The sequence below is a fragment of the Shewanella piezotolerans WP3 genome (genome assembly GCF_000014885.1).
In the GTDB taxonomy this organism is placed as follows: Bacteria; Pseudomonadota; Gammaproteobacteria; order Enterobacterales; family Shewanellaceae; genus Shewanella; species Shewanella piezotolerans.
Map to the genome: position 1 here is coordinate 4,429,360 of NC_011566.1, position 25,646 is coordinate 4,455,005.

General features: G+C 44.1%; 17 protein-coding genes. 7 read left to right on the forward strand and 10 right to left on the reverse strand.

Annotation, left to right across the window (positions count from 1 at the left end; translation table 11 throughout):
• Window positions 1-131: 131 nt before the first annotated feature.
• Together xerD and brnQ are read right to left on the reverse strand one after the other, a co-directional pair.
• Window positions 132-1,034, reverse strand: a complete 903-nt coding sequence (gene xerD / locus SWP_RS18850) for a site-specific tyrosine recombinase XerD (protein ID WP_020914220.1) — start codon at window positions 1,032-1,034, stop codon at window positions 132-134.
• Between the two features lie 118 nt (window positions 1,035-1,152).
• Complete coding sequence (brnQ, locus tag SWP_RS18855; RefSeq protein ID WP_044556093.1) at window positions 1,153-2,496, reverse strand: branched-chain amino acid transport system II carrier protein; 1,344 nt, start codon at window positions 2,494-2,496, stop codon at window positions 1,153-1,155.
• Window positions 2,497-3,000: 504 nt separating this feature from the next.
• Between brnQ and SWP_RS18860 the strand changes: the two genes are divergently transcribed.
• The 6 genes from SWP_RS18860 (at window position 3,001) to SWP_RS18890 (ending at window position 13,365) form a co-directional block, all read left to right on the forward strand.
• Entirely contained in the window at window positions 3,001-3,726 is a 726-nt protein-coding gene (locus SWP_RS18860; RefSeq protein ID WP_044556528.1) for a tRNA1(Val) (adenine(37)-N6)-methyltransferase, read from the forward strand.
• 78 nt (window positions 3,727-3,804) lie between these two features.
• A complete protein-coding gene (gene srmB, locus SWP_RS18865) occupies window positions 3,805-5,028 on the forward strand; it encodes an ATP-dependent RNA helicase SrmB (protein WP_044556094.1) in 1,224 nt (407 codons plus the stop codon).
• A gap of 249 nt (window positions 5,029-5,277) precedes the next feature.
• Window positions 5,278-6,492, forward strand: a complete 1,215-nt coding sequence (locus SWP_RS18870) for an efflux RND transporter periplasmic adaptor subunit (RefSeq protein WP_020914224.1) — start codon at window positions 5,278-5,280, stop codon at window positions 6,490-6,492.
• Window positions 6,492-9,650, forward strand: a complete 3,159-nt coding sequence (locus SWP_RS18875) for an efflux RND transporter permease subunit (protein WP_020914225.1) — start codon at window positions 6,492-6,494, stop codon at window positions 9,648-9,650. Before SWP_RS18870 ends, SWP_RS18875 begins: the two co-directional genes overlap by 1 nt.
• Window positions 9,651-10,381: 731 nt before the next feature.
• Window positions 10,382-10,990: a TatD family nuclease-associated radical SAM protein gene (locus SWP_RS18885; protein WP_044556095.1), complete on the forward strand. Its 609-nt coding sequence runs from the start codon at window positions 10,382-10,384 to the stop codon at window positions 10,988-10,990.
• Window positions 10,991-11,145: 155 nt separating this feature from the next.
• The gene (locus tag SWP_RS18890) at window positions 11,146-13,365 is read left to right on the forward strand and encodes a PAS domain-containing protein (protein ID WP_020914228.1); all 2,220 of its coding nucleotides are present in this window, start codon (window positions 11,146-11,148) and stop codon (window positions 13,363-13,365) included.
• A gap of 9 nt (window positions 13,366-13,374) precedes the next feature.
• Here the strand turns inward: SWP_RS18890 and SWP_RS18895 are convergent, their stop codons facing one another.
• From SWP_RS18895 to tkt, 8 genes are all read right to left on the reverse strand, one after another.
• Complete coding sequence (locus tag SWP_RS18895) at window positions 13,375-14,823, reverse strand: hypothetical protein (protein WP_020914229.1); 1,449 nt, start codon at window positions 14,821-14,823, stop codon at window positions 13,375-13,377.
• A 576-nt stretch (window positions 14,824-15,399) separates the two neighbouring features.
• Window positions 15,400-15,942: a hypothetical protein gene (locus SWP_RS18900; RefSeq protein WP_044556096.1), complete on the reverse strand. Its 543-nt coding sequence runs from the start codon at window positions 15,940-15,942 to the stop codon at window positions 15,400-15,402.
• Window positions 15,935-16,621, reverse strand: coding sequence for a helix-turn-helix domain-containing protein (locus SWP_RS18905; protein ID WP_187148515.1), 687 nt, complete (start codon window positions 16,619-16,621; stop codon window positions 15,935-15,937). Before SWP_RS18905 ends, SWP_RS18900 begins: the two co-directional genes overlap by 8 nt.
• A 349-nt stretch (window positions 16,622-16,970) precedes the next feature.
• Entirely contained in the window at window positions 16,971-17,711 is a 741-nt protein-coding gene (locus SWP_RS18910; RefSeq protein ID WP_020914231.1) for a DUF481 domain-containing protein, read from the reverse strand.
• A gap of 193 nt (window positions 17,712-17,904) precedes the next feature.
• Window positions 17,905-18,969 carry a class II fructose-bisphosphate aldolase gene (gene fba, locus SWP_RS18915; protein ID WP_020914232.1) on the reverse strand — a complete coding sequence of 355 codons (1,065 nt, stop codon included), beginning with the start codon at window positions 18,967-18,969 and terminating at the stop codon, window positions 17,905-17,907.
• A gap of 260 nt (window positions 18,970-19,229) precedes the next feature.
• Window positions 19,230-20,405 (reverse strand): phosphoglycerate kinase, encoded by a 1,176-nt coding sequence (locus SWP_RS18920; protein ID WP_020914233.1) that lies wholly within the window; start codon window positions 20,403-20,405, stop codon window positions 19,230-19,232.
• Between the two features lie 386 nt (window positions 20,406-20,791).
• Complete coding sequence (gene epd / locus SWP_RS18925) at window positions 20,792-21,808, reverse strand: erythrose-4-phosphate dehydrogenase (protein ID WP_020914234.1); 1,017 nt, start codon at window positions 21,806-21,808, stop codon at window positions 20,792-20,794.
• 148 nt (window positions 21,809-21,956) lie between these two features.
• On the reverse strand, window positions 21,957-23,948 hold the full coding sequence (gene tkt, locus SWP_RS18930; RefSeq protein ID WP_020914235.1) for a transketolase: 1,992 nt from the start codon (window positions 23,946-23,948) through the stop codon (window positions 21,957-21,959).
• 520 nt (window positions 23,949-24,468) lie between these two features.
• Between tkt and metK the strand changes: the two genes are divergently transcribed.
• Window positions 24,469-25,623, forward strand: coding sequence for a methionine adenosyltransferase (gene metK, locus SWP_RS18935; RefSeq protein WP_020914236.1), 1,155 nt, complete (start codon window positions 24,469-24,471; stop codon window positions 25,621-25,623).
• Window positions 25,624-25,646 lie beyond the last annotated feature (23 nt).

A 25,646-nucleotide genomic window follows, 5' to 3' on the forward strand; every position in this document is an offset into this window, starting at 1 on the left:
TACAGTCTCATGCTAACTAAAGCAAACTTTTTGCTGTAACGAAATCATACAGACGTGAAATCTATCAAGTTATTGCTAGAACTCTGCACTAAAGATTTTCATCTTCCCAACTGAATCGTCAGTATTAAGACTTAACCGCGTGGGTGATGCTCTGAGTGTAAACTCGCTAAACGGGCCGTGGCAACATGGGTGTAGATCTGCGTGGTTGATAAATCGCTGTGGCCAAGAAGCAGCTGCACCACTCTTAGATCTGCACCATGATTAAGTAAGTGTGTAGCAAAAGCATGCCTTAAGGTGTGCGGTGACAGCTCAGTGCTAATATTTGCTCGCAGCGCATAAAGCTTTATTCGATGCCAAAATGTCTGCCGTGTCATCTGTTGTGCACGTTTTGAAGGGAACAGCACATCACTTTGCTTACCTTTAAGTAGCTCCACTCTGGCAAATTTGAGGTAGTTTTCAACCTCACCAACCGCAAGCTCACCAAGAGGCACTAAGCGCTCTTTGCCGCCCTTGCCCACGATACGTACTAACCCTTGCCGTAAACTCAGTTGCTCCATGGTCAAACCTACAAGTTCAGACACCCGCAGACCAGTAGCATACAGCAGCTCAAGCATGGCTTTATCACGACACTCGATAGGATCATCGGCTTGTGGCTCAGACAACAACCTATCAATATCATCCTCGCTTAATGAGTCGGGTAACTTGCGTGCCAATTTGGGCGATTCGAGTAAAGCCATTGGGTCTGTACTAATCTGCTTATTTACCACCAAATAACCAAAGAAGCGCCGCAGACTGCTCATCATTCTTGCACTACTGGTTTTAGCAAAGCCCTTATCAAAACGCGTAGCAAGATAATCCCTGACATCAAATTGGCTACTTTCAACCAACTTTAAACCTTTTAACTGTTGGTGGCGGTCGAAATGGCGCAGGTCTGTACGATAGGCGCTTAAGGTATTGTCACTCAAGCCTTTAGTTGACCATAAATGGTCAAGAAACAGATCAATTGCACGATCAGGGGTATACTCGGTAGGCACCTAAAATGGCTTCCTTAAATTAGATATAAAAACGGCGATGAATCATAAATTCATCGCCGTTATCATATGTTATCAAGCTTGCAGATGCTATCTCACCCGAGCATCGCAGCCAAGTGGCTTAGCTAACAGCCGCAGTCGCTTGCTGTTTCTTCATCATTAAACACGCAACAATAGCAATCGCAGTGGGTAGCAACCAAGCCATACCTTCAGCGTGTAAAGGCATAAAGTTAAATACGCTCACATCAACACCAGCAGCTTTGATACCATCAATAATACCGAAGAACAACGCAACACTAAGCACGATTCTATGAGCGGCTTCAGGTTTTGCAAAACGTTCAGTTAGGAACGTTACCGCAACCAACGCTATCGCAACAGGGTATACCGTCATCAATACTGGGATACTGATACTAATAAGCTGAGAAAGACCAACGTTAGCGATCGTTGCGCAAATAACGCTTAATAGCACAACAAATCGGCGGTATGAGATCTTAGGTAATAGCTCATTAAAGAACTCACTACAGGCGCTAATAAGGCCTACAGCTGTGGTTAAACAAGCTAAGGTTACGACCGTCGCTAATAACACCAAACCTGTTGTACCAAATTCATGAGTGACATAGTTAGTTAAAATCACACCACCATTCTTAGCACCTGCGGCTAAATCGCCTGCTGTAGCACCTAAGTAAAATAATGCGATATAAACAAATGCTAGACCCGCTGCAGCTATAAGAGCCGCTTTCACTAAATAGCCAGTCTGTGCTTTAGGTTCTGTGATGCCTTTTTTGCGCAAAATGTCGATAATTAAAATACCGAAAATGAGCGAGGCTAAAGTATCCATAGTGTTATAGCCTTCCAATATCCCTTTCGTTAACGGGTTGGTTTGGTAGTCACCAACAGCCGCTTCGACAGGGCTACCTGGAAGGATAATTACCGTTGCCGCAAGACCGACAAGCAATAATATAAGAATAGGCGTTAATACCTTACCTACGTTATCAAGTAGCTTCCCTGGGTACAGTGCAAATACCATAGAGATACCAAAAAAGACCAGCGTATAGATAAGTTGAGCTGTGGTGAAGGTAATTCCCGCAAGTACAAAGGTTGCATCAGCATTGTCTAAAAATGGCTTAAAGCCCACTTCGAATGCTACTAACCCTGTTCTTGGCGCGGCGAAAGCTGGGCCAATGATAATAAAAATAGCCACTGCAAGAGTGGTTGCAGCAATAGGAGGCAACAGATCCATAATCTTGCCATTTGCTTTCGCGACAGCAATCAATGTTATCAGAGGTAAGCCAACTGCGGTGACAAGAAAGCCAAGCATAGCTAATGTCATATTCTCGCCAGCAAGAAAACCTGCAAGAGGAGGGAAAATAAGGTTACCCGCTCCTAGAAAGAACGCGAAGGTCATGAAACCTAACCCTAACGTATCTGCAATACTCATTTGATTATTTTGCACTTTATGCCTCATCAATAATTTTTATAATTAACAATTTCATGTCATCAGGCCTTAACTGCACCACTTTAGAATGACAAAATTCAGTGTGTAATATTTGGTTTACACAACCCAGTGGTAAATACGACCTAAGCTTGGCGAGTTTATGAACAGCAGCGAAAAAATGAACACTGAAATTGCTATAAAACTGGTTTACCGTCCCTAAGAATAGGCTTTGAACCTACTAGGAGGGCCATACTATTATCAGAGTCACAGCTAATTAACAAGAATCGACACCTAATAAACGCCACACTCGATATAAATAATAACAATTCAATAACAGGTCGATTCCATAACTTACATTCAGCGCATTTGTCATGTAAGCAAGAAACATTCAATTGCTGCTCTAGCAAGGTCTCAATCGCGAGTAAACACTTACCTTCTGCATTTAAAAAATACAGAGGGAAACCAAATATGCCTGTTACCGACCGTAATAAATTAGCGTACAATTATTTAACTGACTCGATGCCTGTAAATTCCATGCCATTTAGCTTTAAGCAATTTCATATAGATGATCGCCGCTGCGGTATGCCTGTGAGCACCGATGGCGTACTACTTGGTGCCTGGGCTCCTTTATCCAATAGCAAAAATATTCTCGACATCGGCGCAGGTAGTGGCTTACTTAGCTTAATGGCCGCTCAGCGCAGTAAGGCAAATATCACCGCCATAGAACTTGACGAAAATGCAGCGCTTGATTGCCAAAGTAACTTCAACCTAAGCCCTTGGAGTAAACGATTAACGCTGTTGACCCGTTCAATTCAGCAATTTTGCACAACAGCTAAGAAACACAGCTTTGATCACATCATCTGTAATCCACCCTATTTTGACAACGGCCCACAATCTAATAGTGCTTTAAGAGCCACAGCTCGCCATACCGATAGCTTAAGTTTTGATGAGCTATTAACGGCTATCAGTTCATTATTAAGTCCAGCAGGACAGGCGAGCCTTATATTACCGATAACTGGCGCAAATCAGTTATTGCAGCAACTGGAGCAACACCAGCTCACCTGCCAACATGCGGTGTTAGTTGCCAGTGTTGAAGGCAAAAAACCCAATCGACAATTACTACTCATTACACCTTGTCGCTCAAACTTTGCCAATCAAGCTACAACCCATCCTGTCTCGAACTTGGTGATCCGCAACACTGATGGCCACTACAGCGATGACTTTATACTGCTGAGCAAAAGTTTTTATTTAAAGCTGTAGCGATCTGGCGATCTAATCGTTTCAAGTCTGGGTTGAAACCTTTATAATGTTCGGCTGTTATTTATTGAGATGCCACGCATGCTATTTGAAGATCTCCAGCTTGACCCTTGTTTGTTAGAGTCACTGAAAGCAATGGGCCACAACAAGCCCACTACGATACAACAACAAACAATACCTGTAGCGATGGAGCAAAGAGATATTCTTGCTCGCGCACCAACAGGAACGGGGAAAACAGCGAGCTTCTTACTGCCAGCGCTGCAGCATATTATTGACTTTCCACGTCGCTTCGGCGGCCAAGCTCGAGTATTAGTGCTAACACCTACTCGTGAGCTGGCCAGTCAAATCCACCGCTACGCATCTCATTTGGCGACTGATTTAGATCTGGATATCAGCATCATCACTGGCGGCGTGCCCTACGCTCCTCAAGAAGAAGCGTTAAAGAAAAACGTCGATATCTTAGTTGCCACTCCTGGTCGCTTGATGGAATACCTAGATAAAGGCCTATTCAATGCAGAAGAGGTTGAAGTGCTCGTCATCGATGAAGCAGACCGCATGCTAGACATGGGTTTTTCAGCCGTAGTTGAAACCATCGCGATTGAATCTGTTGGCCGTAAACAAACCATGTTGTTCTCTGCAACGCTTGAAGGCAGCGACGTTGGTCGTTTTTCCCACCAGCTGTTAAGCAACCCTGTGAAGCTAGAAGCTGAAGCTCCGCGTAGCGAAAAGGCTAAGATCCACCAATGGGTTCATATTGCTGATGATAGAGAACATAAATTTGCCCTGCTATACGCTATTTTGCAGCAAGAAGAAGTAGAGCGTGCGATCGTGTTTGTCAAAACACGTGAGGCAGTAGCAAGCCTAGACGGCCTGTTGCAAAAGCAAGGGATCACTTGCAGCTTTATGCGCGGTGATATGGAGCAGAAAGCTCGTTTTCAAGCACTAGGCCGATTCACCAAAGGTGAAGTCAATGTACTGCTAGCAACCGATGTTGCCGCCCGTGGTATCGATGTTGATGATATCACTCATGTGATCAACTTCGATATGCCACGCTCTGCAGATACCTATGTTCATCGTATCGGACGTACCGGCCGAGCAGGCGCTAAGGGAACCGCAATATCTTTGGTCGAAGCCCATGATATTCGCGTGGTTGGTAAGATTGAACGTTACATAGAGCAACCACTTAAGCGTCGCTTCATTAAAGATCTTCGCCCTAAAAACAAAGAGGCGAAGCCTCCAGGGAAGAAGAAAGTTAAAGATACTGGCAAGACATTCAGTAAGAAAAACAAGAAGAAAAAGAAGTAAGGTTTAACTTCTCACCGCTTTTGAAAGGATCACATCTGCTGATCCTTTTTTATTTCCCGTATTGCATCGCTTTTTAAACTGTCACAGTCATCCCTGTTAACCTCTTACCTTGCACCAGACTCGCCCTTCAAAACTTGTAACTAACGCCATAAATTGAAACATTTTATTTACAAAAAATCGTATCCCCTCAACGCTTAGTCTGGTAATTTAGCCGTTAGGAAACGCATTACATGGAAAAGCGAAACTATAATGATAAAAAAAATAATTCGAAGGGTCTCCCCATTACTTATTCTTATTCTCTTTATTGTTGCTGCACTAGTACTTATTAGCACTAAAGAGGCACCTGAGCAAAAGGCAGATGAAGCACCGGTCCCAATTGTTGACATAATGGAAGTTCAACAGCAAACGGTCTCTCTCAATCTCCCCTCATACGGCGTTGTTAGCCCCAAATATAAAACTCAGCTAGTGACTGAAGTACAAGGTCGCATGCTAAATATTTCAAATAAGTTTGTTGCTGGCGGCGTTGTCAAAAAAGGCGAAGAGCTGGCTGTCATTGAACCTTCAGATTACGAAGCAGACTTAATGCAAGCGCAAGCTTCTCTCGCACAAGCCAAAGCAGCACTCGAAGAAGAACGCGCTAAAGGTGAAGTGGCTAAGAATGACTGGAAAGGATACGACGGCGGCATTCCACCAGAGTTAGGCCTACGTTTACCACAACTTAAGCAAGAGCAAGCCAACGTTAAATTCCAGCAAGCAGCCTTGGCGCGAGCAGAGCGTAACCTTGAACGAACCATAATACGCGCCCCCTTTGATGGCATAATAAAAGCTCGCAATGTCGACTTAGGCCAGTATGTTACTTTAGGCACAAACCTCGGTGAGCTTTATGACACTCGTGTTGCCGAGATCCGTCTACCACTGTCAAATAATGATTTAGCCTACCTAGAATCGGTAGATAACCCAGATACTGAAGTGACCTTAAGTGCCGACCTTGCAGGTAAAGTGGTCACTTGGACTGGCAAGATCATTCGCAGCGAAGGTGTGATAGATGCAGAAAACCGCATGGTCTACTTGGTTGCAGAGGTAAAAGATCCTTACCTTCGCAGCGCTAAGGCCGAAGGACAACTACCACTTAAATACGGCAGCTTTGTCACTGCTATCATCAAAGGCCGAACTGTCGATGGGATTGTAAAACTGCCACGCCACTTAGTGCGCCATGGCAAAGTCACTTTAATCACAGCTACAAGCAGTGTTGAAGTACGAGAAGTTAACATCGTCCGCACTGATCTAGAAAATGTCTATATCAAAGACAGCTTAGCTAGCGGTGAGCGCATCTCCGTGACGAATCTCAGTAATCCTGAAGATGGCCAATTAGTTAAAATTTTAGGTGATGACAACAGCTCAACTATCGAAAGTACTGATGAAGCGACAACCGAAGAGCAACTCGCTAGCGCAGGTGACCAATAATGGCCACTGAAAAAGGTATTATCGCTTGGTTCGCTAAGAATAACGTCGCGGCGAACTTATTAATGTGGGTGCTATTAATAGGCGGGCTATTTAGCACGCTTATTATTAATAAAGAGATCTTCCCAACTTTTGAACTTAACTACCTCAATATCTCTGTCGCATACCCAGGGGCTGCCCCACAGGAGATTGAAGAAGGTATTAATATTAAGATCGAAGAAGCGATCCAAGATATTAATGGCATAAAGAAGGTCACCTCGGTCGCTAGTGAAGGGGTTGGCTCTGTTAGGATTGAAGTTGAAGATAGCCATGATCCACAAGATATCCTCGATGAAGCTAAACTGGCTATAGATGCCATCTCGACCTTCCCCGTTAATATCGAAAAGCCCAATATCGTTCGCATTAAACCTGAAAATAACGTTATTTGGGTCTCCGTTTACGGTGACCAATCTCTTGAAGATATGAAGGAGTTAGCAAAAACGATTCGCGACGAAGTCACTGCTTTACCAGCAGTGACTCGCGCCCAAGTCACTGGCGTGCGTGATTATGAGATAAGCATCGAATTGTCTGAAGACAAGCTGCGCGAATACGGCCTTACCTTCTCTCAGGTAGCGACAGCGGTACAAAACTCCTCTATTGATTTACCTGGTGGCTCTATTCGTGCAAAAGATGGCGACATCCTGCTGCGCACTAAAGGTCAGGCATACACAGGTGAAGACTTCTCACAAATAGTCGTCAGTACCCGCCCCGATGGTAGCAGGGTCATGTTGCCAGAAGTCGCCATTATCAATGATGGTTTTGAAGAGCGTCTTGAGTACACTCGCTTTAATGGACAGCCTGCAGCTATTATCGAAATACTCAGTGTTGACGATCAAAATGCACTTGATATTTCAGCCCAAGTCAAAAGCTATATTGAGACTAAGCGAGCAGATCTTCCTACCGGTGCCAAACTCGATACTTGGGGTGACTTAACTCATTACCTCAAAGGCCGATTAAACATGATGTTATCCAACATGTTTTATGGTGCTTTATTGGTGTTCTTCATTTTGGCACTATTTCTAGAGATCAAACTCGCATTTTGGGTCATGGTTGGCCTACCCATTTGTTTCTTGGGCGCGATGCTGGTTATGCCGATCGAGCCTTTTTCATTGTCTATTAACCTACTTACGCTGTTCGCATTCATTCTGGTGCTAGGGATTGTGGTGGATGACGCCATTGTCATTGGCGAGAGTGCCTATAGTGAAATAGAGCGGCATGGTCACTCACTGGATAATGTGGTTAGAGGTGCCAAGAAAGTTGCCATGCCAGCAACCTTTGGGGTATTAACCACCATAGCTGCCTTTATGCCTATGTTGATGGTTTCAGGCCCACAAGGGATTATTTGGAAATCTATCGGCATGGTTGTAGTGCTCTGTTTGGCATTTTCACTGGTCGAATCTAAGCTGATCTTGCCTGCGCATCTTGCTCATATGAAGCCACCTAAGCCTCGTGCTAAGCTGGGCTACTTTGGCAAGCTCAAAGCTGGCCTGAATGACAAGGTCCAGTACTTCATTCATAACAACTACCGTGTATTTTTAGAGCGTTGCATTAAGCAACGATATAACACTGTCGCGGTGTTTACTGGAGTGCTGATTCTGTCTATCGCGTTGGTCGTCAGTGGTCAGGTACGTTGGGTTTTCTTCCCAGATATTCCGTCTGATTTCATTCAGGTCAATATCGAAATGGACGAAGGCAGCTCAGAGGAAAACACCCTTAAAGTAGTGCAAGAGGTTGAAGAAGCGCTGTATCGCATGAATGATGAAATGGAGGCTGAGCTAGGTTACCCAGTCGTGAAACATAGTTTCATCAACATGAGCTCACGTACCTCTTCGTTTATTTTTGCTGAACTCACCAAAGGTGAAGAGCGCGATGTCGATGGGGAAACCATCGCATCCGCATGGCGAGCAAAATTACCTGAACTGCTAGCAGTTAAAAAGCTCAATATTAATGCCAGCACCAACGATGCGGGTGGTGACATCTCCTTCAGACTAACCTCAAGTAATCTTGCACAACTGTCTTTAGCTTCAGCGGAGCTAAAGCAGAAGTTGAGGAGCTACGAAGGCGTTTATGATATTGCTGACAACTTCTCCTCTGGCAGCCAAGAGATCAAACTTAAGATCAAACCTGAAGCCGAAGCGCTAGGATTGACTCTGTCTGATCTTGCACGTCAGGTGCGATATGGATTTTACGGCTATGAAGCTCAACGGATCTTACGTAATAAAGAGGAAGTGAAAGTCATGGTGCGCTACCCTCTTGAGCAGCGCCGCACCGTTGGCCACCTTGAGAATATGCTGATCCGCACTCCTACTGGTACTGCAGTTCCCTTTGCAAATGTTGCCCAGCTTGAACTTGGTGATTCTTACTCGTCAATTACTCGGGTAGATGGTCGACGCGCAATTACAATTACCGCCAATGCCAACACCAACAAGGTTGAACCATCAAAAGTTGTGTCAGAAATCCAAGCTGATTTCTTGCCGATGCTATCGAAGAAATACCCTAGTATATCGACGGCATTAGATGGTGGCAGCGCGGATGAGCAAAGTGCGCTTGTTAGCTTGCTACAAGGATTCTTCTTTGCCCTATTTACAATCTATGCACTGATGGCGATTCCGCTAAAATCATATAGCCAGCCATTGATTATCATGTCAGTGATCCCATTCGGTATGATTGGCGCGCTGTTTGGTCACTTCATCTTGGGTCTTAACATGAGTATTTTGAGCTTATGTGGCATTGTGGCGCTTGCTGGAGTGGTAGTGAATGACTCGTTGATCTTGGTTGATTTTGTTAACCGCGCTCGTGCTGAAGGGCATTCAATCATCAAAGCGGCTGTCGACTCTGGTTGTTATCGTTTTAGAGCAATTATCTTAACCTCACTTACCACTTTTGTTGGCTTAGTCCCCATCTTGTTAGAGAAGAGCTTACAAGCTCAAATTGTCATCCCGATGGCAGCCTCTTTGGCATTTGGTATTTTGTTCTCCACAGTGGTGACGCTGATCTTAGTGCCTCTGCTTTATATTATTCTTGATGATATAAAGCGGGTACTAAACCGTTTTTACCAATGGTGGTGGCAACCTAAAGCTGACACGGAAGCGACTGTTGAAGTCGAGCAGCCCTCTAACTAATGAGTCGCTAGTTCTTTATATAAAGGAGGCCATTGGCCTCCTTTTTTATGCCTGAATAAAAATACTAATACCAATTCCATTAAAGAGTTGGTCATTCAGCGGGAATTTATACCAATTGCATTAAAAGTTTGACCATTCAGCGGGAATTCAAAACGCTGTAGGCAAGTAGTGGAATTTGAGCTAATAGTTATTCTATATCCAAATCCCATAGCGAAGCATACAGCGTTTTGAAACCCGCACTACGTGAGCCCCTCAGTCTTTCCACTTCTGCTTTGCATTGGCTTAAAAGGGAATAACCATTTCTTTACCAATGCGCTTTGAATTGAAAAGGCTGAGGGGCTCTGAACTGGTCAAATACTTAATGCAATTGGTATTAAATCACTTTAGACAAGCAAGTGGGTTTTATATCGAAAGCCAAATGCGCCGTATTAAGGGATTTAAACCCGCACGCAGTGAGCTTTTCAGGACATTCACTGCTGAGCGATCAAATCAGTATAAAGATTTGCTCGCTCAGCGAGAGTTTAGGAGTGTTTTTGGCTTGCTACTTCTGCGTTGAATAAACTCAAAAGGGAATAACCATTTCTTCCACAATGCGCCTTGAATTGAAAGTCCTGAGAAAGCTCTGAATTGATCACATCTTTAGTGGAATTGATACAATACTCGATCTAGCGAACAGAATTAGTCGCTGGCATTCGCTATGCTAAACGCCTCTCTTGCTAGTGACCATTAATATGACCCAATCTGCTGCCACACTTGTTTACGACATTCGCAATAGTCGCTACTTAAATATCACCGGTAGATGCACTCTACGCTGTCAATTTTGCCCTAAGCACAACGGCAGTAAACAAGTTCATCAGTATCAACTTGCTCTAGAGAACCAACCAAGCGCAGACGAAGTAATCGCACTACTAGGTGACACAACAGCTTTCGATGAATATGTATTTTGTGGCTACGGCGAACCAACCCTCAACTTAGCCACCCTTTTAAGCGTTGCTAGCGAAATTAAAGCCCGCGGTGGCAGAGTAAGAGTTAATACTGACGGGCTAGGTAATCTATTTCATCGCCGCAATATTTTACCTGAACTAGCAAAATGCGTAGACAGCCTGTCAATTTCACTCAACACAGATACAGCAGCCGCTTATCAAGAACATTGCCAGCCAAAACTAAAAGGTGCCTATGCCGCCCTACTTGAATTTATCGAGCTCGCGCCACACTACATTGCAGATGTTCAAGTATCAGCGATAAACGGGCTTGCAGAGGTAGATATTGAGGCTTGCCGCAAAATAGTTGAAGTGGCAGGTGCTAAGTTCAAACAAAGAGAGCTAGGGGTTGTCGGCTAATATCACTTAAATCAATAGCTTCTTGAGTTATGGCTAGAACAGACACTCCCTCAACTGAGTTTAATCAACCGCGGGATAACCCTACTGAATTGATTACATATATAGCCGAATTGGTATAATATAGCGGCTATAACAACCATCGAAAATAGCTATTCATGTTAACGCGAAAATTACCGCTACTTATCAATGCACAAGGGATCCAATGGTCCCAACAACGAATTTTTGCTGCTGCTAGTCAGATCTGCATTCTATTGATCTCGGTTATTGTTCTTACCAATATTGTCATTACTCTTGGTGAAAGACGCCTGCAAGAAGACTGGGCTACCCAGCGTTACAGTGAGCTACAAGCGGTAGGTACACTGATTGCTGATAAAGTTTCTTTTCAACAGTTTAGAACACAAATGTTTGCCACATCAGAGCTACTTAATCGTTATCTGGACTTACCGACTGAAGCTAACCAAGAGAATCTGCAAAATAACTGGGATATCGTCGTGGATAACATTCCCGAGTTACTGGGGATTGCACTTTACGACCCACAAGGCCAGCTAAAATTTGCCACAGACGAAGAGTTTGGTCACAACGCTCTTCCACCGTCGTTGTTAGGCAGTTCACGTAATATGGGGGGTAATGAAATCTACACCTCACCGCTTGAGTTTAGTCCGATCAATGGCAAACTAGAGCCTTATCTCTATCAACTTGCATGGCTTGAAAACCCGGACCAATCAGTGAGAGGTTATCTGGTCGCGTACAACTCTATGTCGCGCATGTTAAAAAATATCAAGCCAGCTTACTCAAGTAAGCAAGCACCGTTAATGATGCTTGATACCCAAGGGCTGCTTTACTCTGGTGCACTTGATTCTCCTACCACGGGTCGATTACCAGAAACCATGGGCGGCAGCCTCAAACAATCCTATCCAGCCCTTTGGCGCAAAATGGCCACCAGTAATTTTGGCCAGTTCCACGGCGACGATGCCACGTTTGTTTACCTTAAAGTCGAGCTAACCACACAATACGAAACCCGCAGAGAGTACTTCCTACTCTCCTATGTAAAGAACGATGATATCGCCGCCAAGTTTGAACAGTGGCGTAATATTTTGATGGGCGGAGCGATATTTTTGACTCTACTCGCTTGTGTTGTTATCTATTTGACCCATGCATACCGTCTAGTACACCGTTCACGAGATTTTAGTATTGATCTAGCCAATCGCTTATTTAATACCGATTCAGGCTACATTATTGCCAATGAACTCGGGCGAGTACTCAGTGCCAACACCATGGCTGCAAAACTGTTATCACTCGAAAAAGATGAACTGTCCGACCGTAGCTTACAGCGTATCCTGCATATGGATGACGAGCAGTACCAGGAACTTGAGACTGTACTTGCAGAACAAAAAGAGTGGCGTGGAGAGCTTGATACAGAGGCTTCTGAGTATACTCAGTTGTCTGTCAGCCTGCGTCTCGAATACGATATGGATAACAAGCAGAACTACACCTTGGTGACGTTTGAAGATATTGGCGAGCTAAAACATAGTCAGGAAGAAGCAAGATTAAACCAACTGCTTAATGATAATCCGATGGCAACGGTACTGTCTGACGCCAAAGGTGTCATCATCAAGTCTAACGCTGCATTCAACTCTTTAATGCAGGTAAAGGATAGCCGTAGCTTGCAGATTACCGACTTATTGACCAAAGACTTTAAAAATCAATGGCCACAGATCTCACAGCAACTTATCCTCAAAAGGACTTGGCAGGGGCAGATATTATCTGCCAATAACCGTGCTAGTGATGATTGTATGCTTGCCACCTTAAAGGGTCATTTGGATGCATCAGACGATATCGAATACATTGTCTGCACCTTTGAGCACGCCAAGTTAAAAGCCCATGGTACAGAACCAGGTAGCTCAGTGCCGCATCGCAGCACTATCTTTAACGATCGTCGCGATCTTGAACGCTACTTTAATAATATGAGCCAAGAGAAAAAGGATTTCTCAAGCCTGATGCTACTCGATATTGCTGCCGAAGGCATGCTAAGCCACATGAGTGATATTGGCCAGTTAGAGAGTCGTCAAAAAGAGGTTGAAAGTCAGCTATTGCGTGAGTTGCCCAATCGATATCAAATGTCCCGCTGGCAATTGGGTAAACTGATTATCATGCTACCTGATACTGATTCTGACCAAGCACACTATTTTGCCATCGATACCCTATCTAAGCTGAAAAGCAATGGCTTAGGTGAAGGGATCTGCATAGGAATCGCAGCTTATCAGGGCGGCCAAGTACTAGAACAGTTCCTGAGTAATGCAGAGATTGCCTTAAAGCGAGCGAAGCAAACTGATGAGCAAAATATCTGCCAAGCCTTTACCAGACAGATATTTTAATACTCAGGACTAAGATTTAACCTCTACGGCGTCAGTTGCACTAGGGGTTAATAGTTCATCCTCAAATGGCGCTTCATCCATATTCTTCATGCCTGACGGCAAATCACTTTCAGTGATCTCAATAATAGTTGAGCGGTTCATGGTTATCTTATAACGAGCGTACTGTGGCTCATCCTTGCCCTCTTTGAGTACTAAAATAAGATTAACTTGATAACGGCGCTCTACAGACTCATTGCTAATTTTACCTTCATGTTCTTTATAAATTTTGGCCTTACCACGTTCTAAGTTTCTGGCAAAGGGTACAAAGCTAAAGTTAACTTGCTCTTGAATTTGTGAGTAGCCAGCTAAAAAACCTTTGGCCGAAACTCGAGAGTGGATCCCATAATGCAATATCTCAGCGTCCACTTTATTTTGGCTATGGCGCTTCTTTAAGATCTGATTAACTTGAGGCGGCAACTCCTTTTTCTTCATAAAGTCGAGCCATACAAGCTGCTTACCTATTGATAGCTTACTGGTTGTATCTGTTAATAATCGGCTCCAACGCGGCCGTCCACGCTGAATAAGCCGCCACAATGCATTACGGATATCGTCTTTAAAGATCTCTCGAAAACCATAGATAACCGCAAGGGTTAATACTAACGCAATGGTTAAGCCGCTAAACACACCTTGCGCTTTAATAATTAAAGTAGAAACCACCAGCATGACCATAGCTGTAGCAATGCCTGTGGTCATCTTTTTAAGCCCTATACCTAATGGCTTAAGCTCCTCTTTAAGTACCACCCCTTGCTGGATCAAACGTCTTAACAAGTGCATCTTGTTGGCGATACGATTAGCGTCCTCTAACGTCTTGGAGGAGTTGTACTTATGCTCTTTGCGATAATCAGCTTCCGCTCGACACAGTGCAACCACACTCTCTGTGATCTCGGTATAATCACTACTTCGAGGGGCATGGGCCAAAAGCTTTAGTAATCGCTGCTCGCACAACCAAGAGAGGTAATTATCCGCATTCTCGAAATATGACTTCCATTTCTCATCGCTAGGTTCATTACGCCTAAAACGCTTGAGCAGATGAATAACCTGTGCGCTTAACTCTTCCAGTGAGGTATAAAATTGAACGAGATCTTCGACCTGAGCCAGTTCTTTACTGTCGGTCTCTATTGCAACAGAGAATTGATAAGCAAATAGATTTAAATACAGTCGAAACTCTTCAACTGTTCGTTTCTTCTGACTAACAAAGCGGCTTTGCACTAATGGCAAATGCAGCCCTGAGGAGTAATAAGAACGCCGCCCAGTGATTGAAGAATGGTAATACTCCTCCTCATTTAAACTCTGCGGATTTATCCCCATCTCTTTCGGCAAGAAAAAATACAGATCTAATCGACGGTTATCACCCACTTCCATCTGATGTAGAAATTTGATTGATAGTGATTCTTCTTGCTTAACTCTAATTTTAGCCACAAATATCCTTATGACGACAACAGCTTGATAGCTTCGCAGTTGGTATCTTTTCGACATCAATGCGCCGCATTACGATACGACGATAACCAAAGGCTTTATAACATTAATAGCGAAGTGAGACGACGTGATAACGCCGTAAATAGAGCTTGATGAGTGTGAGGACTCTTTATTCTATGCAACTCATTTCACCGAGGAAGTAGACAGGTGAGCACTCTCGCATAAGCCATCACTAAAGATGATTGATATCAACCTTTACCATGCATTACTTCGCTGACTTGCCGTTTGCATGTAGTTTAGCTCTTTCTAGCCGCCGTTATTTGTTAGTAATACTATATTACAACAGGGCGTTTCAACCATGAAGCAAGTATAGCGTATCTCAACTATTGAAACTAAATTGGCACTAAGGTCTGTAGATTTTTCACGCTTGGTTTACCACAGTTTATTGGCTATTTTAATAAGGCGGAGGCGATGAATTCTAGTTAGTCTCGACACATAGCCTATAACACAGTAAGCATAACCAAGACGCGCGACCCTTTCAGGTACAAACTAAGTTTGAAAGATCATCCTAATTCAACTTTACTGAATTTTACAGGCCCATAACCCGTTTCGAGCCGAGAACTGTAAAGAGACAAAACCGAGCGTTTTGTCCATCTCGAGTACCTTAATATAAAAGGATTTTTCCTGTTCGAAAGAGTCTAAAATAAGTGATTCCTTAACGAATTCGACTTGGTCACGGATCTCTTCGCTAAACGTCGTGTTCAAAATATCTCTGTGCACTTTTCCGTTCTGTAACTGTATTTCATAGGTCAATACTGGACCACTCACTTCAAGCAACGAACCAACCGCACTAACGCTAACAAGCGGATGATTAGCCTTTACAAAGGTCATTTCCAGCGCGATGGCATTCGCAACCCGCTCTATTTCAAAGCGTATATTCCCAACTTCCGCACTAGGTTTTTCAACATCATAACTGCTGGTATCGCAGATTAGCTTGATATCTTCGTTGGGCTCAACAATGTGGTCGAGCAACAGGCAGAGTCCCAAAATGAAAACCAGCATGGTCAATATTGGCGTCGATTTAAAGCCCAAGAATAATTCGCGGTTTAATCGTCTATTCACAGAAGCCAACCTCCTTTAGCCAAGCACTCGTCAAGAAGTCCCAATTCTCATCAACATTAATCACTTTAAAACCGGTAAATTCATCGCCAACGGCGTCGGTACTATGCAAAATGAAATGGAGTACATCGCCCTTTTGAGAGGATGCAGCGTAGATTTTTTGCCAAACGATGGTATCGCAGCTATCAATCAACACAGCCATCCTTCTAAACTTGTCGCCAAAGGCCGCAAGTTCGATATCCGAGGAGTAGATTGGCACTAAAACTGATTTTTTTCCGTCTAGTAAAATTTGCTCTGGGAGCGAAAAATGAATATTAGGCGTAGTCTCAAAACGGCTAGTCAGAAAAACAACCAACATAATTCCAAGCAGTAAAAATATCGACAATTGCTTTAGCGAGATAGCTTCGTAAGGGCTACTGTGCAGTTGTAAGGTTCTGGATTTTACATGCAGTAAGTAGCCCTGATTAGTCACTACCTCAATCATAGGAGCTAGACTAACACCCAAAAATGCTTTGATATTGGTGATGGCAATAGTGATATCTTGCGCCGTTGCAACTTGCGGCTCGAGTAAGGTGCAAATTGATTCCGTAGACACCACTTGGCCTCTATACGAGATCAGCTCCTTGATCACTAGAAACTCAATATTAGACAGTTTGAGTGCTTGCGCAGATTCAGTATTCACCAACTGCCTTAGCTCAACGTCAAACCTGACTGGACCTATAAACACATTTGCAACTCAAAAAATTCTAGGGCTTATCAGTGTAATGGCTATCGATTCCAGAGTCCGTGATTAAATCAAGCAATCCTAGACTCAATAACGCTTTCGTGAGCTTTAGCACGTTAATCGAATCGCTAATCAGTATAGGGAGGATACAAGTTGATAACCTAGTTACCGAAAAGTAACCACCAGAAAGTAAAAGCCAACCTTAGAAACAAAAGTCTCCTCTATTCTCCTTGATATTTGCAACATAAAAACAAAAGGCACCCGAAAACGAGTGCCTATATTCAAAACATAACAACAATCATGACGATTAAAATGCGTATAGCAAGGTCATGTTTGTTTCTGTATCTGTGCTTTTCTTATCGTCTAGCGGCTCACTGTTATAGCGAACAATTACCGCAAATTTCATTGCTAAGGCACCAACAATATTTGCCGTGATAGCCGTTTCAGAGCGCCCTTCTAAGCTTTCACCATAATCAGCGACAAACATCTGCGTGAATTTTGAACTTTCACTGATTTCATAAGCAAAGTTCATCACACCATGACCAACCACACTATCTTCGCTGTCATATCCTCGTAGTGCTGTCTGCTCTTCATCAAGACTCTTGTAGATATAACCAGGACCAATTTCGGCGCTGAGCAATACCTTACCAGTATCAATGAACTTATGACCATAACCGGCAGAAACTACTGATTTAAAATCATAACCAGTGAATGGATCGACTTCATAGTTGCCAGTGATGAACATGTAGTTCTTGTCATCGAATTTATAGTCACCTTGGATACCCGCATAATAACGCTTAGCAGTTACCTCGCCAGTATCTTCTTTATAAAGTCCTTCAAATAGGTACTGGTTTTCCCAATTACCTAGTTCTTGCATTAGGTTTAAACGCCCTTTGATAGACGATGTATCAGTATTACCTGTTGTTAAAGTAGCACCGAGTTCAGCTTCACCTGCGAAAGTCTTATCGCCCTCTACAAAGTCAGCGCCAGCGTGGGCAGCAAAAGGAGCCGCCAATAGAACTGCAATTGCAGTCAACATTGTTTTCATTTTTGTATTACTCCGTTTACTTAAATCCCTAAAAATCGGCGCAATATTAACATTTAGTGCTAGTAATTGAAAATATGACTTATAACATTCTTTCAGCTTTTATTCTGTGAATTAAAAACCTGAAAAATGGATAAAAAAATACCTGCACTCGGCAGGTATTTTTATTTAAAGCAATTCAGTTTCTCAATGAAACTTACTTGATTTGTGGATCAAGTTCGCCTGACTGGTATGCCTTGTACATCGCTTGCAGCGACTTAGGCTTAATTTTCGAGCCCATACCCGCACAACCAAATGCTTCGTAACGAGTGGTACAGATATCAGCCATTGCTTCCATTGACGCCTTCAAGAATTTACGAGGATCAAATTCTGTTGGGTTTTCAGCAAGGAACTTACGTACAGCACCGGTAGATGCTAGACGCAAATCAGTATCGATGTTTACTTTACGAACACCATGTTTGATACCTTCAACGATCTCTTCCAGTGGTACACCATATGTTTCAGGGATAGCACCACCGTACTGGTTGATGATCTCTAACCACTCTTGTGGCACTGAAGATGAACCATGCATCACTAAGTGAGTGTTAGGAATCCGAGCGTGGATCTCTTTGATACGGTCAATACGTAGCACGTCACCGGTAGGTTTACGGCTAAACTTATACGCGCCGTGGCTAGTACCAATCGCAATGGCCAGTGCATCAACATGAGTGTCAGATACAAAACGTGCAGCCTCTTCAGGAGTGGTAAGCATTTGATCCATGCTCAGCGTGCCTACTGCACCAATACCATCTTCCTCGCCAGCTTGTCCTGTTTCTAGGCTACCTAAACAACCAATTTCACCTTCAACAGATACGCCACATGCGTGAGCAAATGCCACTGTACGACGAGTGACATCGACGTTGTAGTCATAAGATGCAGGAGTTTTACCATCTGCCATCAAAGAGCCATCCATCATTACTGATGACATGCCTAATTGAATAGAGCGCTGACAAATATCAGGATCCGTACCGTGATCTTGGTGAATACAAACAGGGATATCCGGATACTGCTCAAGTGCTGCAGCCATTAGATACTTCAGGAACTGTGGACGAGCATACTTACGGGCACCAGCTGATGCTTGCACGATCACAGGGCTGTCAGTTGCTTCAGCAGCTTGCATAATTGCACGCATCTGCTCAAGGTTGTTTACGTTAAACGCAGGTACGCCATATCCATGTTCTGCTGCGTGATCTAACATTTGACGTAGGGAAATTAAGGCCATTTTTTACTCCAATAATAGGGTGATTTGACTCACCGAGGTCGCTATCGTTTGGATTGATTTTTATGTCATCAAGTCACCAGCATTCTTGCTTTAAACTCAATAACGGTTACTGGTTATTTTTTATAATTGTTATACTTTTAAGCTACAGCGCTAAGCACTGTATAGTTGGCGGCTAGTGTACCCCCGACAAATGTCGATTTAAAGCCCGCCAACATACAGTTTGGTAATTTTTTTGTATGCTATAGCAAAATCAGAGTCTATTACTGAGCGCGACTCTCAAGCATTGCTACTGCTGGCAACTCTTTGCCTTCTAAAAACTCAAGGAAAGCACCGCCACCTGTTGAGATATATGACACCTTATCAGCGATATCATACTTATCAACCGCTGCAAGCGTGTCACCGCCGCCCGCAATAGAGAAGGCATTTGAATCAGCGATTGCCTGTGCAATACGCTTAGTACCTTCGCCGAACTGATCAAACTCAAATACGCCTACAGGGCCGTTCCAAACAACTGTGCCTGCATTTTTGATAATTTCAGCTAACGCCTCTGCGCTATCTGGACCAATATCAAAAATCATATCGGTATCTGAAACAGCACTAACATCTTTCAAGGTTGCAGTCGCCGTTGGGCTAAACTCGCCAGCAACAACCACATCGGTTGGTACTGGAATATCGCCACCACCGCTTTGTGCTGCCGCAACAAGACGCTTAGCTTCATCAATCAAGTCTGCTTCATACAGCGACTTACCGACATTGTGGCCTGCTGCAGCCACGAACGTATTAGCAATACCGCCACCAACAACCAGCTGATCAACTTTAGTTGACAGGCTTTCTAGTACAGTCAGCTTAGTTGATACCTTAGAACCACCAACAATCGCCACCATTGGGCGCGCAGGGTTATCTAGTGCTTTGCCTAACGCTGCAAGTTCACCCGCTAGCAAAGGACCCGCACAAGCGATAGGAGCGTGTAAACCCACACCATGAGTTGACGCTTGAGCACGATGCGCTGTACCAAATGCATCCATCACGTAAACGTCGCACAGTGCAGCCATCTTCTTCGCTAATGCTTCATCGTTTTTCTTTTCGCCGACATTGAAACGGACGTTTTCAAATACAACCACTTCACCAACAGCCACGTCAACACCATCAAGGTATTCGCTAGCTAGACGCACAGGGCAATCCAGTGCTTTCGCAAGATAGTTAACGACTGGTTGCATAGAAAACTCAGCGTTAAACTCCCCCTCTGTAGGGCGGCCTAAGTGCGACATCACCATAACAGCAGCGCCTTTTTCGAGCGCTAGCTTAATAGTTGGAAGTGATGCACGTAGACGCGCGTCACTTGTTACTACACCATCGCTAACCGGTACGTTAAGATCTTCACGAATAAGCACACGCTTACCTTGTAGCTCTAGGTCTTGCATATTAAGAATCGACATTTTCATGCTTCCTTACGATTTAAGTTAAAGTTAAAAAATTAAAGTTAAACTGTATTACCTGACCGCTGGGACACAACACCTAGCCATCTGGTTTATTCTTTCTAGGTTCAGCATAATCAAACATGCCGAATTTGAAGCGACTTATCTTTTATCTTTCAAGCTTGAACATCTATTCTAAGCTTGAACCGTCCAAGCTGTTTCTTGGCCATGATATAAATCTTTGACGGCATGAATGCCGACCTACAAAAAAGGCCATTCTACAACTTTGCCTGCTGCCGTTGTTTTCAGGCTTCAAACGTCCAAGCTGTTTCTTGGTATTGCTATATACCTTTGACGGCATAAATACCGACCTACAAATAAATGCCGTTCTACAACAGTAGCAGGGCCTATGCTCTTCTAGCCTTAATCATCTCTAAGCTGGTATCGAGCATACGGTTAGCGAACCCCCATTCATTATCACACCAGAGCAATAGCTTTACTAAATGGCCATCGCTGACTCGAGTTTGAGTGCCATCGACAATGCTTGAACGCGGGTCGTGGTTAAAATCACACGACACTAATGGTTCATTAGTGTAACCAACTACACCGGAAAATGAGCCTTCAGTTGCCTGCTTAAGCACCCTATTTACCTGCTCAATATCGACGCGCTTATCTAGCGTAACGGAGAGGTCGATAGCGGTAACGTTAATCGTTGGTACACGCACAGAAATCGCTTCAAACTTATCTTTCATGTGCGGCAATATACGTTCAATACCACGGGCAAGCTTAGTATCAACCGGAATAATTGACTGTCCAGCAGCGCGGGTGCGACGCAAATCATCATGGTAAGCATCAATCACTTGTTGATCATTCATCGCAGAATGAATAGTGGTAATAGCGCCACTCTTAACTTGAAAATGTCTATCTAAAACATCAATCACAGGTACGATGCAGTTGGTAGTACATGAGGCATTTGAGACAATAGTATGTTCAGCCTTTAGGAGATCTTGGTTAACACCGTAAACAATGGTCGCATCTACATCACTTGAAGAGGGATGGCTAATTAAAACCTGCCGAGCACCTGCTTCAATATGTGCTTCGCACGCTTGTCTGTCGTTAATAACCCCCGTCGCTTCAAATACAATATCAATATCCATCTCTTGCCAAGGCAAGTTAGCAGGATTGGGCTCATGCAACAGCTTGATGGCGTCATCACCAATAATCATATGTTGTTCATCAAGCTTAACTTGGGTATGAAAACGGCCGTGAGTAGTATCGTACTGGGTTAAATGTAGCATCGCTTCAGGCTTTGCCAACTCATTAATCGCCACGATTTGAATTCGATCGCGTTTTGCAGACTCGTAGACTGCACGAAGAATTGAACGACCAATGCGGCCGTAGCCGTTAATAGCGACTCTTATCATTAACTCATTTACCTTGTTTCTTTGATACAACAACGGCCTACCGCAATTGGTAAGCCGTTAGATCATAGAGCAATCATGAGATGCAATGCACGCACTAATCGACAGGCAAGTGAGCCATTGCATCTGCTGCTTTAAATGCTAAAACTGATTATAGACCGTTAGCGGTTGCTACAACATTTTCAACAGTAAAACCGAAGTGCTTCATTAAGTCGCCGCCAGGTGCAGACTCACCAAAGGTAGTCATACCAACAACAGCGCCGCCGAAACCAACATACTTGTGCCAGAAATCAACGTGAGCAGCTTCAATAGCAACACGCTTAGTCACATTGCTTGGCAGTACAGACTCTTTGTAAGCTGCATCTTGCTTGTCAAACTCGTTAGTTGACGGCATAGAAACGACGCGAACTTTTTGACCTTGCTCTGTTAGCGCAGCTGCAGAATCAAGTGCCAGCTGCACTTCACTACCCGTTGCAATAAGAATTAGCTCAGGTGTGCCAGCACAATCACTCAGTACATAACCACCTTTAGCAACATTAGCTAACTGCTCAGCGCTTCGTGCTTGAGCCTTTAGGCCTTGGCGGCTAAAGATAAGGGATGTTGGGGCGTCACGACGTTCAATCGCGTTCTTCCAAGATACAGCAGTTTCAGCCGCATCACATGGGCGCCATACTGTCATGTTTGGAGTCATGCGCAAGTTGGCAAGTTGCTCAACAGGCTGGTGAGTTGGACCATCTTCACCTTGACCGATAGAGTCATGGGTGTAAACGAAGATGTTTTGAATGCCCATCAATGCTGACATACGTACTGCGTTACGCGCGTATTCCATAAACATCATGAAAGTAGCACCGTAGTTGATGAAACCACCGTGTAAAGAAGCACCGTTCATGATACCGCTCATACCGAATTCACGTACACCGTAGTAGATGTAGTTACCGGCTGGGTCATCTTGAATACCTTTAGAACCTGACCATAACGTTAAGTTAGAACCAGCAAGGTCAGCTGAACCACCTAGCATTTCAGGTAAGATTGCACCGAATGCACCGATAGCATTTTGTGATGCTTTACGGCTAGCAATGCCTTCAGCTTTGTCTTGGCACTCTTGAATAAAGGCATTTGCCTTTTCTTCAAATTCTGCAGGCAGTTCGCCAGTGATAACACGGCGCTTATATTCAGCAGCAAGTTCAGGGAAAGCAGCAGTGTATGCAGCAAACTTTTCGTTCCAGCTAGCTTCATTTGAAGCGCCAGAATCTTTAGCATCCCACCCTTCATAAACTTTTTCAGGAATTTCAAATGCACCGTGTTCCCAACCTAGGAACTCACGTGCAGCTGCAATTTCAGCATCACCCAGTGGCGCGCCGTGACAATCATGGCTGCCAGACTTGTTTGGTGAACCAAAACCAATCGTTGTTTTACAGCAGATCATAGTTGGCTTGTCAGTCACTGACTTAGCTTCTTCGATAGCGGCGCGGATAGCGTCGCTGTCATGACCATCTACGTTAGCAATTACGTGCCAGCCGTAAGACTCAAAACGCTTAGGCGTATCGTCAGTAAACCAGCCTTCAACGTGACCATCGATAGAGATACCGTTGTCATCCCAGAAAGCGACTAGCTTACCAAGACCTAAGGTACCCGCTAAAGAACAGGCTTCGTGTGAGATACCTTCCATCAAACAGCCATCGCCTAGGAAGCAGTATGTGAAGTGGTCAACAATGTCATGACCTGGTTGGTTAAACTGTGCCGCTAATGTTTTTTCAGCAATCGCCATACCGACAGCGTTACTGATACCAGCGCCTAGTGGGCCAGTGGTTGTTTCAACACCAGGTGTGTAACCATATTCTGGGTGACCAGGTGTTTTAGAGTGAAGCTGACGGAAGTTTTTCAACTCCTCGATTGGCAATGCATAACCCGTAAGGTGAAGCAGAGAGTATATAAGCATAGAACCATGGCCGTTTGACAAGATAAAACGGTCACGATCAACCCACTCAGGGTTGTTTGGGTTGTGCTTTAGGAAATCATTCCATAGCACTTCAGCGATGTCAGCCATCCCCATTGGTGCACCTGGGTGACCAGAATTGGCTTTTTGAACGGCATCCATGGTTAATGCACGGATTGCGTTAGCGAGTTCTTTACGAGATGACATGCTCTCTCCTGCGTCGTGTTGGGTATTGAGGCTTAGATCTAGCGAAAGGCAGCAAGTGCGGTATCTGCTTAACCTTCTACTACAGCAAAATTTGGAGCCATATTTTCGCCTACTAGGCAGTAGGACGCAAATTTAATTCACCTGATATGAAAAATTATCGAAACATATTATTCATTACCTATGACACTCTAACCATATTTAACAACACCTTAACTTAATTGCGAACGAATTTAGCTAAGCAAAAATAAAATATTCCACAGCTAACCGCTCAATAATGGCAATTGCTTGATCATTTTTTTATCAGAACAAGCTAGCGAACCAAACAAGTTTATAATATTTTTATCAGTAACTTAGAAAAAACCAGCGTTATTATCCTTGTACCTATTAGGGATTTAATAGCGTGGATTACTGCACAAAATTAAGTGAAAAGGGTGTCATCCAAGCTGTTTTCCACTAAGATAGCCGTCTAGATGTAGATACTTCTACACATTCAAATTGTTTAAAGACGAGATTTACCATCATGGCAAAGCACTTGTTCACCTCTGAGTCGGTCTCAGAAGGTCACCCAGATAAAATCGCCGATCAGATTTCTGATGCGGTACTAGACGCAATTTTGGAGCAAGATCCAAAAGCACGCGTAGCATGCGAAACTTATGTCAAAACTGGCATGGTTATGGTTGGCGGCGAAGTCACCACTTCAGCTTGGGTTGATATCGAAGAGATCACCCGTAAGACCGTACGTGAAATCGGTTACACCCACTCAGACATGGGTTTTGATGCTGACTCTTGTGCAATTCTCAATGCTATTGGTAAACAGTCTCCAGATATCAACCAAGGTGTTGACCGCGCAGATCCTAAAGAACAGGGTGCTGGCGACCAAGGCCTAATGTTTGGTTATGCAAATAACGAAACTGACGTGTTAATGCCTGCGCCTATCACTTACTCACACAAGCTGGTTAAGCGTCAATCTGAAGTACGTAAAGACAAGACCCTTCCGTGGTTACGTCCAGATGCGAAAAGTCAGGTGACTTTTGCGTACAACAACGACGGTAGCATTGCGGGAATCGACGCTGTGGTCCTTTCAACTCAGCATCGTGAAGACGTTAGTCAAGCGGATCTGATTGAAGGTGTTATGGAAACCATCATCAAGCCAGTACTTCCGGCTAAGTGGTTATCTAAAGACACTAAATACTTCATCAACCCAACCGGCCGTTTTGTTATCGGTGGCCCAGTAGGCGATTGTGGTCTAACAGGTCGTAAGATCATCGTTGATACCTACGGCGGCATGGCTCGTCACGGTGGCGGTGCTTTCTCTGGTAAAGATCCATCGAAGGTTGACCGCAGCGCAGCATACGCAGCACGTTACGTGGCGAAGAACATCGTTGCAGCGGGTCTTGCAGATCGTTGTGAAATCCAAGTGTCTTATGCCATTGGTGTGGCAGAGCCAACATCAATCAGCATCGAAACATTTGGCACTGCGAAAGTGGCTGAAGAGTTACTGATTGATCTAGTACGTCGTCACTTCGACCTACGCCCATACGGTCTAACAGAGATGTTGAACCTAGCTCGTCCAATCTATCAAGCGACTGCTGCATATGGTCACTTTGGTCGTAACGAGTTCCCTTGGGAAGCAACAGACAAAGCAGAAGCCCTACGCGCTGACGCAGGTCTTTAAGCTCTACCGATTAAATCGGCAAA

Bases quoted from the DNA above. Each gene is read 5' to 3' on its own strand.
- brnQ (WP_044556093.1), bottom strand. From the start codon at position 2,496: ATGAGGCATAAAGTGCAAAATAATCAAATGAGTATTGCAGATACGTTA.
- SWP_RS18860 (WP_044556528.1), top strand. From the start codon at position 3,001: ATGCCATTTAGCTTTAAGCAATTTCATATAGATGATCGCCGCTGCGGT.
- srmB (WP_044556094.1), top strand. From the start codon at position 3,805: ATGCTATTTGAAGATCTCCAGCTTGACCCTTGTTTGTTAGAGTCACTG.
- SWP_RS18870 (WP_020914224.1), top strand. From the start codon at position 5,278: ATGATAAAAAAAATAATTCGAAGGGTCTCCCCATTACTTATTCTTATT.
- SWP_RS18875 (WP_020914225.1), top strand. From the start codon at position 6,492: ATGGCCACTGAAAAAGGTATTATCGCTTGGTTCGCTAAGAATAACGTC.
- SWP_RS18885 (WP_044556095.1), top strand. From the start codon at position 10,382: ATGACCCAATCTGCTGCCACACTTGTTTACGACATTCGCAATAGTCGC.
- SWP_RS18890 (WP_020914228.1), top strand. From the start codon at position 11,146: ATGTTAACGCGAAAATTACCGCTACTTATCAATGCACAAGGGATCCAA.
- SWP_RS18910 (WP_020914231.1), bottom strand. From the start codon at position 17,711: ATGAAAACAATGTTGACTGCAATTGCAGTTCTATTGGCGGCTCCTTTT.
- fba (WP_020914232.1), bottom strand. From the start codon at position 18,969: ATGGCCTTAATTTCCCTACGTCAAATGTTAGATCACGCAGCAGAACAT.
- SWP_RS18920 (WP_020914233.1), bottom strand. From the start codon at position 20,405: ATGTCGATTCTTAATATGCAAGACCTAGAGCTACAAGGTAAGCGTGTG.
- epd (WP_020914234.1), bottom strand. From the start codon at position 21,808: ATGATAAGAGTCGCTATTAACGGCTACGGCCGCATTGGTCGTTCAATT.
- tkt (WP_020914235.1), bottom strand. From the start codon at position 23,948: ATGTCATCTCGTAAAGAACTCGCTAACGCAATCCGTGCATTAACCATG.
- metK (WP_020914236.1), top strand. From the start codon at position 24,469: ATGGCAAAGCACTTGTTCACCTCTGAGTCGGTCTCAGAAGGTCACCCA.